This window comes from Zarconia sp. (assembly GCF_057467645.1).
On the sequence record NZ_JBRJXU010000065.1, the window covers coordinates 29,016 to 41,786 of the forward strand.

The window sequence follows — 12,771 nt, forward strand, 5'->3', positions numbered from 1 at the left end:
TCGCTTGTAGTCGCTGCGACCTAACAAGTTCCAGACTGTTTGGCAAAATTGATGCCATTTACATTTTTTCGCAAAATATTGCGAACTCTTCTCAAGCTGGATATTTAAACCCGGAATTGGGAAAACATCGCGCAATTCAACGTCAGCATCCTCACTTTGCCGAATCATGGAATCCTCTCACATTCACACTCACAGCAAGTCCCAAAATTCGCTCCGCTTTGATTTAACGACGAGAATGTCGCTTAATTCTCCATCTTCTTCTATTTACTGGAGTTTACATAACTTGTAGAAGTCCACTTCAAGTTTAAATTTTATCTACGATCGCCGAACTAAAAAAGCACTTTTAGTTACTCGATCGTTCGACACATCAACAGTAGATTTGAAGAACAACTATGAGCGTTAAAGTTTCTCTCAACAACACAATTATTACCTCTGCGCTAGAAGCATACAGCAATCAGGATAGAGTCCCGAATACCACCATTTCGGGCGATGGGACAGAAGTAACGATTGCCGGCAATAGCTGGAAAAAACTTGCCCTCGGCGACGGTTATACTATTGCCGAAAATACCCTTCTCGAATTCGACTTCCAAAGTACGGCTGAGGGTGAAATTCACGCCATCGGCTTCGAGAACGACGATGTTCTGACCGGTTCTGGTCCAAATCGCTTTCAACTGTTCGGTACTCAAAATGGTGGCCGGCAGAACTTCCGCCACTACGACTCTTCCCAAGGTCGGCAATCCTATCAAATCAATGTGGGACGGTTTTTCACCGGGGATTTTAGCTATCTAACTTTAGTCAACGACCACGACGTTTTCAACCCCACCGCTCAGAGTCAGTTTGCCAATATCCGCCTCTACGAACCGGAAGTCGCCGTCACCCTCGGAGACACCACCATCAATACCGACCTCACTCGCTATAGCGGTCAGGATAAAGACCCCTACTTCAGCATTTCCTCTGATAAAAATGAGGTGACCTTGACCGGAAATAGCTGGAAAAAACTCGATCTCGGCGGCAACTACACCATTACCGAAAATACCGTTCTCGAATTCGATTTCCAAAGCACTGCCGAAGGGGAGATTCACGCCATCGGCTTCGATAACGACGAGATTCTATTCGGTTCAGGTGCCAATCGCTTTCAACTGTTCGGCACGGAACGAAACGGTCGGCAAAACTTCCGCAACTACGACTCTTCTGCGGGATGGCAATCCTATCAAATTGACGTGGGACGCTTTTTCACCGGTGATTTTAGTTTCCTGACCCTACTCAACGACCATGATGTAGACGACCCCACCGCCCAGAGTCAGTTTGCTAATATTCGCCTCTACGAACCGGAAGTAGCTGTAACTTTTGGAGATACGATCGTTGATGCTGAACTCACTCGCTATAGCGGTCAAGATCTAGACCCTCACTTCAGTATTTCCCCAGATAAAAACGAAGTCACTCTCACGGGAAATAGCTGGAAAAAACTCGCACTCGGTGACGGTTATACCATTACTGAAAACACCGTTCTCGAATTCGACTTCCAAAGTACTGCTGAAGGGGATATTCATGCCATCGGTTTCGATAACGACGAGATTCTATTCGGTTCAGGTGCCAATCGCTTTCAACTGTTCGGTACGGAACGAAACGGTCGGCAAAACTTCCGCAACTACGACTTATCTGCGGGATGGGAGTCCTATCAAATCAACGTAGGAGATTTCTTCACCGGGGATTTCAGTTTCCTGACCCTACTGAACGACCACGACGTTGCCAACCCCAACGCCCAGAGTCAGTTTGCCAATATCCGCCTTTACGAAGTGACCCCGGTGGATGACACGCCACCGACAGCGAGTCTGAGTGCAGATGACCTCACCGAAGGTGGCGGCAGCATCCATACCTTCACCGTTACCTACACCGACGATGTTGGCATCGACTTGAGTTCCCTCGATTCGAGCGATTTAAGCGTTCTCGGACCGAATGGCTTAGATGCAGAAGCAACGCTGCTATTAGTGGATGAGAACGATAACGGAAGCCCTCGGACGGCCACCTATCAAATCGATGCCCCCGATGGCAGTTGGAGTGCGGATGACAACGGAACCTATGCGGTGGTGTTGCGATCGAATCAAGTGAGCGATACAAACGGTAATACTGCCGTGGGAACGACTTTGGGGAACTTCGCCATCGATATTGAAGAAGACCACATCGAAGATATCGCGGCACCGACGGCAAACTTTAGCGGCGGCAATATTAACAGTGGCGGCAGTTCTAGCCATACCTTCACGGTGACCTACACTGATGATGTAGCCGTGGATGTGGCCACCTTAGATAGCAACGATGTGCGAGTGACCGGGGTCAACGGTTTTGACGCAAGGGCAACCCTGGTGGGTATTTCCGAGAACACCAACGGTACGCCGCGCACGGCCACCTATCAACTGAGCGCGCCGGGTAGCGTTTGGGATGCCAACGACAACGGCACTTATACCGTGAGTTTGCAACCCAATCAGGTGAAAGATACCAGCGACAAATCCGTCCCCAGCGGACAGATTGGCAGCTTCAACGTCAATGTCAACAACGTGAACGAAGTGGCACAGTTGGGCATTTTCGAGCGCTCGTTTAGCGATACGGGAAGTTACAACAACCCTTACGCCCAGGTTACCGCTACGGCAACTCTCACCCATCCCAGCGGTCAAACGAAAACGATTCCCCTCTTCTGGGATGGCGGCGATTCTTGGAAGTTGCGATACTCTCCAGATACGGTCGGAAGTTGGAGTTGGTCGATTAGTTCGAACGATGCCGGACTCAACGGACAATCGGGAAGCCTGGATGTGGTTCCCTCGACTAACCGAGGTAGCATTCAAGCCGACCCCGACCATCCTTACCACTTCCAGTACCAAGACGGTACGCCGTTCTACTGGTTTGGCGATACCAATTGGCGGCTGGGGAAAACCGATGCCTCGGAAAATCTCGATCGCGCCAGCGTTTTCGACTATATCGACCAGCGCGCCGACCAGGGTTTCAATTACATTCACGCTAACTTCGGTAACGGGACGGTCACCGGTAACGCACCCAACGAAGGCGGTTCTCTCTGGTCTGGCGGTTTGGGAGATAAAATCAATCCCGGCTATTTCCAAGAACTAGACAATCGCATCGAGTACGCCAACTCTAAAGGGATTACCGTTGGGTACATGCTCGACTGGGCTCAAGGTTGGGACGACTACACCCCAGCCGAACGGGAACGCTATACCGAGTACGTCGCCGCCCGCTACAGTGGCTATAACGTATCGTTCATCGTCGCTGGAGAGTTCAACGAAACCCTCAACGAGTCCATCTACCGGGGTCTGGGGGAAACCCTAGCCGCAAGCGACCCCCACGATCGCGCCATTGCCGTGCACCCCGACGGAAGCGCAGAGGTGTTTGCCAACGATCCGTGGGCGACCTTCGGCGACTATCAACAACAGTATACAAACCTGCACGACAGTATTTTAGAGGTACGAGACAACAACAAACCCGTTGTCAATTCCGAATACGCCTACTACCTGCGGGATTCGAACGGCGACGGTCGGGTGGATAAACCCAACAGCGAAACTTTAGAAGATATCCGCCATGCCAGTTGGGATATCGTGATGGCCGGGGGTTACTTCGTCACCGGCTGGGGAACCACTTACCTGGGTGGGAAGCGCGATCCCGGACGCTTCAACACCGACGATCCGCGCAACGACGTGTGGGAAGAAGATGTCCAATACGTTCGGGAGTTCTTTACCAACCGGGAATGGTGGGAGTTAGAACCGGCCGACAATCTGATTAACGGTAATGGTGGAATCAAGTACGCTTTAGCGGAACCCGGAGAGCATTACGTGGCTTACACGCGCGAAAGTACGAATACCCGGACGCTGTCTCTGGGTAACGTGCCATCTGCCACCTACCGCGTCCAGCGTTTCAACCCCAGGACGGGAACTTATACGGAACTCAACGACTATACCGGCAACGGTTCGGTCACCCTAACCCCTCCAGACGGTCAGGACTGGATTTTCGTTGTCTCCCGTCGGGGAGCCGGCAGCAGCAGCCTCAGAGAAGTTGACAGTAGCAGCCTCATCGGAACCGATGCGATCGACGAACTGGTGGGAGATGCCACCGATAACACCTTGGTGGGGAACTACGGAAGCGACGTCCTCACCGGTGGCGGTGGTGCAGATACCTTCGTCTACAACTCCCATCGCGATCGCGCGGATTCGATTACGGACTTCGGCGGGGATGATATCCTGCAAATTTCTGCTTCCGGATTCGGTGGGGGATTGGTTGCTGGTGTTGACCTGGCCGATGGAACGGTCTCGGAGACTGGCGTATTTGTCAGCGGTTCGACCCCCATCGGCACCAGTGCGAACTTCCTCTACGATAGCGGTACCCTGAGCTTCGACCTCGATGGCGTCGGCCCTCAAGAGGCGGTAGAGATTGCGACTCTCGAAGGTTCCCCCGCACTCGATGCCAGCCAATTTAGCATTGTCGGTTAACGGCTAAGAGGATTCAAATTCACCGTTAGAATCAGTCTGGAAGTTGTCGGGGTTAGCGGCGGTTGACTCCGACAATTTCTATTCTGGTTCGTGGAATCCAAAAACTAGCCTGGATTATTCATGAGGTTCGACAAACATCACTCAAAGCCTTGACTGACAAACTAGCTGGTAATTTACCTGAAAAACAGTCTGTTTTTTGAGGTTCGTTCGCGATTGGGTTTTGAGGATTTGGTGAATTATCCAGGCTAGAGGGTCGTGCTACAGACACGACCCCATCAGACTTCAGTTCGGTTATTGAGTGTTGAATTACGATCGCATTGCAATCGCCACCCAAACACCCGACTCGGGAATCGACATCAAGCTGCAATTAACCCAACAATTCCATCCCCCGACTCACCAAATTCTGTGCCGTAATCCCGTTCATTTCCATCACCAGGGCTGCACTCGCCGCCGTATCCCCTCGCTTCCAAGCAAAGGTATCCCGCTTCACGGTACTGCGCAACATCACCGGTTCGAGCATGGCACTCGATCCTCCGGTGACACCAATCAGCGCATCGCCACCAAACAGCGTCTCGAATCCGGCATCATCTAAGAAGCCCCCATCCGCTTGGGCGCAGGTGTCCCAGGCCGTATCGCTCGGACGGTACAGGCGACGGGGATTGATAATCGACACGATCCTCGAACCGATACCCCGTTCTTGCAGTTGGGCAGCCGCCTCGTAAGCCGGAATCAGCGTCATATCACCGATAACGGCAAATACTACCGTCTTATCCCCAGAGATTTCTTGCAGCACCACCGCCCCATCTTCTAGGGCTTGCCGAGTCTGCGCCAAAGTCGTCCGCACCGGTAGGGGCGATTTGCTGGCGGTAATCGTCACCCCCTTATTCTGGGTTCCCAAGGCCCACTCGTAACAGGCTTGGATGCTATTGGCATCGCAGGGAAATAGGGGAAACACGTTGCCGTTGCGCATCATGGCGGCGAAGTAGTTCTCGATTTCCGGGCGCTGGTGCGTCCAGCCGTTGCGTCCCTGTTCTAGCGCCCCAGCGGTAAAGAGCGTCACGGTAGAGGGGGTCGGACGGCGCAACTCGGCCATGGCTTGCGTCACTGTCTGCCAGATGGGTAGCCCGTTGATGGCAAAGGATTCGTAGGAACACCACAGCGTCCGCGCCCCAAACAAGGCTTGAGCTGCGGCCAATCCGGCGCAGGCATCTTCGCTGAGGGGTTCGTAAACCTGACCTTGGGGTTGCTGGTAGTAGGTTGCATCCGTCGTGGGGTGAACGATCTTCAGCGCCACGTTAATATTGTTGATTCCGGAGGCAGCGTTACCGTCGGCGTTGGTGACGACGAAGTTGGGATCTTGTTTGCCCACGTAGGCAGCGATCGCCCCCATCGCAGTGGTTGCAACGGTTTTATCGCCCCCCACGGGGAATTCTTCCAAGGGCAGAGTGCCCAGTTCCGGGACGGGATACTCGAATTCCGTGGCGACGGTTTTGGCGGCCGGACCTCCCCCAGCACGGGAGAAGTTGTCGCGCACCAGTTGCCATCCCTCGGGGGTAAGCGCCCGTGTTTCGAGGGCATTACGGATGTAGTCTTTTTCGACGGTATCGCCGGGATAGAGGTTGTGGGATTGGGCACCGCGCTTGTGAACCCCCGCCCCTTTGAGTTGTTTGATAATCAGGACTGTCAGCGTACCGCCCATTGCCGATTTTGCGGCTTTATCGGTGGCTTCGAGGACGGCTTGGGTAAATGCCATCCGCCCTTCAAAGGAGAATTTAGTACTATCGACGTAATCGCCGGGTTGGTTGGTATCGTCGTAGTCTTTGGCATCGAGGAGAATAACTTCGGCGAATCCGTTACCTTTCCAGTAGGCGATCGTTTCTTCGTTAGTTTTGGTGGACACCATGCTGTGGTGTTCCTGGCTGTAACCGTTCCACACCAAAATCGGCAGGAAGTTGGTGACTTTGGGGTAGGCGGTGTTGAAATGGCCGAAACTACTCATAATGTAGGGTTCCCCAAGTCCGCCATCACCGATGGTGACGGGGAAGAGTTTGTCGGGGTGGAGTTTCGCTCCGGCCATGGCGAAGTGCTGTCCTTGTCCGAGGGGCCCGGCGGGATTGAGGAGTCCGGGAATTTGTCCGGAGAGGTGTCCGAGGAGGCCGTGGGTTTCCCGGAAGCGATCGCGCATTTGTTGTACCGTCTCGATACCCATGTCTTCTAGGGAGCGATCGAGAAACATATTGCTATAAAATCCGGGGGCGTGGTGACCCACTTCGGTGATGATATTTTTGTAACCGAGCATCACCAATGCCGCTATGCCGTCGGCGATACTGGCAAAGCCACCGGGGTGCCCGGACGCCTTGCTCGAAGTAATTTGCAGCGTCAGGTAGCGCAGGGCATCAGCCGCGAGGAGGGTTTGGTAAACGGCGGATTTATCCGTGGTTGAGGCGATCGCGGTTTTGCCCTCGGCAATAGCGGCTTCTTTTCCGTATTGGGCAAACTCGGGTAAGCTTTGGCTGAAAAATTGGATTCCTTCGCAAAATGCGGGGAGGGTGGTGTTGGGAGCGATATCGATGGTACTCAAATGCTTATCCTCTCGCAATATAGCTTGAATTAATTTAATAATCTTAAGAGTAATTTTACATTCAGATCGAGGTTTAACAACAAAAATGTTGCTAAAGTTGCAAAAATCTTCCCAAACGAAATAAGGGACGACCCGTGGGTCGTCCCTCGAAAATTTACGAGATCGATGATGCTAGGATGTGGCGAATCCTAGGCGTTCTGACCTTTTTTCTTCTTCATCACCCATCCAGCCGCTGCGGCGAGTCCAACGCCAATGGCAGTCCCAGGTTCGGGGACGGGAGTGGGAGCCGGCTCGAAGACGTACTCGATGTTCACGATTCCCGAAGCCAGAGTCTCCGCACCGTTAAAGACGTTACCCGGTCCGCTGAAGGCAGACATTCCCGTGGCGTTAAACTCACCACTGACAGTTCCCGGACCGCTCGAGAGCAGATCGAAAATTGCATCGCCGCTTGTAAAAATGTTCTGATCTGATTCCGTTCCTGACAAACCGGAGATCGTCACACCCGAAGGTCCATCAAAATCAGGAGGGAATGAGCCATCAAAACTGGCAAGGGATTCTTCCTGGGAAGCGAGGGCAATGGTTGCACCAGCATCTAAACCTCCAAGCATTAATCCGAACTCACCTTCTAGACCCAAGGTTACGTCGGCAGGAGAAGGACCCGTATTTTCTGCAAACACAGTTCCCCCAATCGTTCCTTCTAAAGAGACGACAATTTCTTGAAGCGTACCGAGGCTGCTATCGAACTGCTCGACATCGAAGGTTTCGGTAAAGTCGGTATTTTGCTCGTCGATTGTAAAGCTTTGAGTGATACTCGCAGCTTGAGCGGCACCTGCCATACCCATGGCGACAGTGAGAGCAGCGGCGGAGGTCAGTTGTAGTAGGTGTTTAGTTTTCATGGAGATTGCTCTACTTGACACGGCGTAATAAGATTCAGATATGAAAGGACACTGCGGAGCTGGAGCGATCGACCATTGGATCGAATATCTAAAAGTTTGTTGACTCCCCTCGCGCGATCGTCGAGTAGCAAGTGTAACCCAAGCAGTCAAAACAATAAGTAGTTTGATAGGCTTTGGTTGTTTAGCTTATTTTCCGCAGCTAAGCATGAGTCTACCACCAGACTTTGAAGAGTACCACCGCTTTTGTTCAAAGTTACTGTAAAGATAAATTGGTACTGTCCCAGATTATAGTTAATTCTGGGGAAGATTGGCAAGGTTTATGGTGATTTCTTCATAAATCTGGAGAACAATTTGCCAAAAGTTATTCGTGTTTTTACCAGATTTGTGGCAAGGGAGAATCTCTGACCATTTCCACCCACAATAAAAAACCGCAAAAGGTGATTTGGGAGACGCAATTTTCACCTTTTGCGGTTGAAATTCAATGAGCTCTCGCAGCTTACAAACTCGACAAAACCTCGCGGGCAGCAGCAATGGTGCGATCGATATCTTCATCGGTGTGGGCGAGGGAAGTAAACCCAGCTTCAAACTGAGAAGGCGCTAAATAAATCCCCCGTTCGAGCATTGCGCGATGGAACTTTCCGAACTTATCCAAGTCCGCCTTTTTCGCATCGTCGTAGTTGCGAACGGGACCCCCGGTAAAGAACATCCCAAACATGGCACTGAGTTGACCGCCACACACTTCGTGACCGGTTTCGCGTGCCACTTCAAGCAATCCTTGAGAGAGTTTGGCCGTGATTTTATCGAGCTGCTCGTAAGCCCCCGGCTTTTGCAACAATTCCAAAGTCTTAATCCCGGCTGTCATCGCCAGAGGATTTCCCGAGAGAGTTCCCGCTTGATACATCGGACCTGCCGGGGCAACCATCGACATAATATCTTGCCGACCGCCGTAGGCTCCTACCGGTAGCCCTCCGCCGATCACTTTACCCAAGGTGGTCAAATCCGGGGTAATCCCAAATTTAGCTTGCGCGCCACCGTAAGAAATCCGGAAACCGGTCATGACTTCGTCAAACACCAGTAGGGCACCATTCTCTTGGGTGAGTTCCCGCAACCCTTCCAGGAAACCCGCTTCAGGCAGGATAAACCCAGAGTTGCCCACCACTGGTTCGAGGATGACGCCCGAAATTTCGCCGGGATTTTCGGCAAACAGGGCTTTGACTGCTTCTAGATCGTTGTAGGGGGCGGTGAGGGTATTGCTGGTGGTCGATTTGGGCACGCCGGGAGAGTCGGGCAGACCGAGGGTGGCGACCCCAGATCCTGCCTTCACCAGGAACATATCGGCGTGACCGTGATAGCAACCTTCAAACTTAATCACCTTATCCCGTCCGGTAAAAGCTCGCATCAGCCGCAGGACTGCCATACAGGCTTCTGTTCCGGAATTGACGAAGCGGACCATTTCGATACTGGGAACCGCATCGATCACCATCTGCGCTAAGACGTTTTCCAGGTAGCAGGGAGCACCAAAGCTGGTTCCTTTTTCAAGCACTTCGTGGAGAGCTTGGAGAACTTCGGGATGAGCGTGACCGCAAATGGCCGGTCCCCAGGTGCCGACGTAGTCGATATACTGATTCTCATCGACATCCCAAATATATGCGCCTTTGACGCGATCGAACACGATCGGTTGTCCGCCGACGGATTTAAATGCCCGCACGGGAGAACTCACACCCCCCGGCATCAGCTTTTGAGCCTCTGTAAAAATTTTTTCCGATTGACTGGTTTTGAGAGCCGCGTAAACCAAAATATTCTCCTTAAGTTGTCTGTCAATAAGGGTTTTACAAGTTATGCATCGAGAGATACTATATTAGTCGAAATAGGGGACTCCTCAACCCAGATGAATCCTTAATTAATGTAAACCTGCCGCCCGATCGCCCATCCTCCAATCTCCCATCTTCAAAGGAAATTTTCCCCGGGTGCGGCGCTCTTGGAGACGACCTCCATTCCATCTTGAAATCTTCTCCTCCCAGTACCGAGTGAGAATCAGCTAGAATCGGGCGTTTGCCAGAGCACTCGCCCGCTACAGACTGTGGAATGGGTAAAGTTCTGATTGGGTCCCAATCGCCGCAGCGATCGACCAAAGATGGTATGGTTAAAGATGGATCTACAAGCAATTTTCAGTCAGGGTTTAGTTTCAGTAAAAATTGCGGCTCAACCCGCTCGAAAGAGCGAGGCATCTACAAAGCCGTAATCTTAATATTGAGAAGCTTGAGATTTTAAGTGCGATCGCTCCTGTTGGTTCGCGATTGGGTATCTGGCGAACAGTGTGAAGGATCGGTTTCAAGCTCTGTTTTCGAAAGCCACCAAAACCTAAAGCTGAAACCCGAACCCGTGCAAATCAAAAGTGTCTGCAAATCAACGATGTCAACAACCCGAGTTCCCACCCCAGACTACTCGATTCCCGTCGAAAAAATTCGCTACGACGATCGGGGATTAGTGCCGGCGATCGTGCAAGACTACCTCGATGGTACGGTACTGATGATGGCGTGGATGAATCAGGAATCCCTGAAAAAGACCCTCGAAACCGGGGAAACTTGGTTTTGGAGTCGTTCCCGTCAGGAATTCTGGCACAAAGGCGCAACGTCGGGACACCTGCAGAAAGTGCGATCGCTGCGATACGATTGCGACAGCGATGCCTTACTCGTTGGAGTCGAGCAGATCGGCGATATCGCTTGCCACACCGGAGAACGCAGTTGTTTTCATCAAGTTGATGGAACCATCGTACCGCCGCCCGCAGATACCCTTTCGGAACTCTTTGGAACGATTTGCGATCGTCGAGATAACCCACAATCCGAATCTTATACCTGTCAGTTAATTCAGGGTGGAGACAACAAAATTCTCAAAAAAATTGGTGAAGAAGCGGCAGAAGTCGTCATGGCTTGTAAGGATGATGATGCCGATGCGATCGCCTCAGAGGTTGCAGACTTGATGTATCATACGTTGGTGGCGCTTGCCTATCATCAAGTAGACGTGCGCTCGGTCTATCGCAAGCTCCAAGAGCGACAAAAATAAGCAACGATCGAAGATAAAATTCACGAGAACTCTTCTCTCACAACTCAAATTTTTTGAGTTATTTTACCCACCTTAAAATTTTAAAATCATCGCTCTTTTATGACGGAAGACTCCATTCTATCCCTGAGGTTTAGGCTGCGTTAGTATCAAGTTCAAACCGAAATTTTCAATTTATAACATTAATTTTTTTGCAGCCAACTTTTTCTCGATCGAACAATTAGCAAACCTCTCTGAGATTAAAACAAAAAATGACCGTTCTGACTAGCCAAGATATTGCTCGGTACCGATCCGAATTAGCAGAATGTCCCGGAGCACTATCAGCACTTGATACGATTGAAGATTGCGAGGGAGATTTAGAAGATGCGGCAATTTCTCTCGGAATTCAAGTTGGACAACAACCCGATCGTAGCGATTGGCTAGATGGTTTAGCCAAACGGTGTCGAGTCGCCATTTGTCAAGATGAATTTCAAGACAGCTTGGCACAAGGTCAATTAGCACCAGTCGTGAGTCACTTAGTGACTCAGAAGGTCTGTCCGGCAATTCTCGCGACACCGGTTGCTATATACGCGATCGAGCAGGGAATTCATAAATTCTGCGAACCACTTACGTTTAAGCAGCTGTGAACAAAACTTAAACTTTGGTTAGGAAAAATAATGCGTTCGGAAAGAAGATTCTGAAAATTTTCTTGAGAAGTGTCATTACAAGTTTCCTATATTCCCCACGATCTTCAAAAGAAAAATAGGGGGAGATCGAACTAACCCAATTCGATCTCACTTAAATCGTTTCACTGAAACCTTAATACAGGTAAAAATACGTAAGAAAACACACAGGTTTTGAACTCCAGTATGGGGTCATATTCTTGGCTCTGTAAATCGCCGACTGCTTAGAATCGAGCAATCTTTGACGCTCGCATTTTTGATGCTCGAAAATCACTGTTTTTTTTATCCTCAAGAATATTTACGTACTTTTTACGAGATTCACGGATAAATTTACTTTTCCTTTAAAACGAACTCCATTAAAGTTCAGCATAATATCTGAAGACAGTCCGATTGCGAGCGAGTAATAATGAAATAGGGAGTTTTAGCAGCCCTGATAAAAAAAGCGGGATGAGTAGAAGCAATAGTTCAGGACATCGGAGGAAAAATGAAACGCAATATTCTCGCGATCGCTATGTTTCTCATCCCTACTGGGTGGGCTGTTCCAAGTGATGCCGCCAATCCCGAACACGTTCGCCAATTGATTGAAACCCGATTCTGCATCGGATGCGATCTCTCAGAAGCCGATCTCAGTGGAGTAGACTTGCGCGGAGCGAATTTAGGTGGGTCAGATTTATACCAAGCGAACCTTCAGGATGTAGATCTATCGGGAGCGAACTTAACCGACGCTCATTTAGACTCAACCAATTTACAAGGCGCAAACTTAAAAGGCGTAATTCTCGAATGGGCTAATTTAGAAGGTGCCAATTTAAGCGGCGCAAATCTCAGCAGCGTCAATTTAGAGTGGACGAACTTGGGGAAAACCAATTTAAGTGGTGCGAACTTGCGCAGAGCCACCCTAAATGAATTTGATATGGATAGCTTGAATCTTTGCGGTGCGACAATGCCTGATGGCTCGATTTCCGACTCAGGCTGCGAGGATTAGATTGACACGGATTTTGAGATGCAACGCTCAGAAGTGACAGAGTTCTCCTCGAGCACCTTGCGAGACTTAAGTCGACATATCGTTTTCAGTATCTGTTGAAATT

Annotated in this window: 7 protein-coding genes; 4 read left to right on the plus strand and 3 right to left on the minus strand. The window is 50.6% G+C overall.

The features are described from left to right. The first annotated feature begins 392 nt into the window (after positions 1-392). A complete protein-coding gene (locus tag AC2215_RS09395) occupies positions 393-4,487 on the plus strand; it encodes an apiosidase-like domain-containing protein (RefSeq protein WP_486809722.1) in 4,095 nt (1,364 codons plus the stop codon). A 367-nt stretch (positions 4,488-4,854) separates the two neighbouring features. Here AC2215_RS09395 and AC2215_RS09400 read toward each other — a convergent pair whose 3' ends face one another. The 3 genes from AC2215_RS09400 to hemL all read right to left on the minus strand — a co-directional run bounded on the left by AC2215_RS09400 (position 4,855) and on the right by hemL (position 9,759). After that, on the minus strand, positions 4,855-7,068 hold the full coding sequence (locus AC2215_RS09400) for a phosphoketolase family protein (protein WP_486809723.1): 2,214 nt from the start codon (positions 7,066-7,068) through the stop codon (positions 4,855-4,857). 188 nt (positions 7,069-7,256) lie between these two features. Further along, the gene (locus AC2215_RS09405; protein WP_486809724.1) at positions 7,257-7,964 is read right to left on the minus strand and encodes a choice-of-anchor E domain-containing protein; all 708 of its coding nucleotides are present in this window, start codon (positions 7,962-7,964) and stop codon (positions 7,257-7,259) included. Positions 7,965-8,460: 496 nt separating this feature from the next. Continuing rightward, positions 8,461-9,759: a glutamate-1-semialdehyde 2,1-aminomutase gene (gene hemL / locus AC2215_RS09410; protein ID WP_486809725.1), complete on the minus strand. Its 1,299-nt coding sequence runs from the start codon at positions 9,757-9,759 to the stop codon at positions 8,461-8,463. 617 nt (positions 9,760-10,376) lie between these two features. Between hemL and hisIE the strand changes: the two genes are divergently transcribed. The 3 genes from hisIE to AC2215_RS09425 all read left to right on the plus strand — a co-directional run bounded on the left by hisIE (position 10,377) and on the right by AC2215_RS09425 (position 12,668). After that, positions 10,377-11,027, plus strand: coding sequence for a bifunctional phosphoribosyl-AMP cyclohydrolase/phosphoribosyl-ATP diphosphatase HisIE (gene hisIE / locus AC2215_RS09415; protein WP_486809726.1), 651 nt, complete (start codon positions 10,377-10,379; stop codon positions 11,025-11,027). Between the two features lie 248 nt (positions 11,028-11,275). Then, complete coding sequence (locus tag AC2215_RS09420) at positions 11,276-11,650, plus strand: hypothetical protein (protein WP_486809727.1); 375 nt, start codon at positions 11,276-11,278, stop codon at positions 11,648-11,650. Positions 11,651-12,170: 520 nt separating this feature from the next. Continuing rightward, on the plus strand, positions 12,171-12,668 hold the full coding sequence (locus tag AC2215_RS09425; RefSeq protein ID WP_486809728.1) for a pentapeptide repeat-containing protein: 498 nt from the start codon (positions 12,171-12,173) through the stop codon (positions 12,666-12,668). Positions 12,669-12,771 lie beyond the last annotated feature (103 nt).

Coding starts and splice junctions, on each gene's coding strand:
- AC2215_RS09395 (WP_486809722.1), top strand. CDS start 393: ATGAGCGTTAAAGTTTCTCTCAACAACACAATTATTACCTCTGCGCTA.
- AC2215_RS09405 (WP_486809724.1), bottom strand. CDS start 7,964: ATGAAAACTAAACACCTACTACAACTGACCTCCGCCGCTGCTCTCACT.
- hisIE (WP_486809726.1), top strand. CDS start 10,377: ATGTCAACAACCCGAGTTCCCACCCCAGACTACTCGATTCCCGTCGAA.
- AC2215_RS09420 (WP_486809727.1), top strand. CDS start 11,276: ATGACCGTTCTGACTAGCCAAGATATTGCTCGGTACCGATCCGAATTA.
- AC2215_RS09425 (WP_486809728.1), top strand. CDS start 12,171: ATGAAACGCAATATTCTCGCGATCGCTATGTTTCTCATCCCTACTGGG.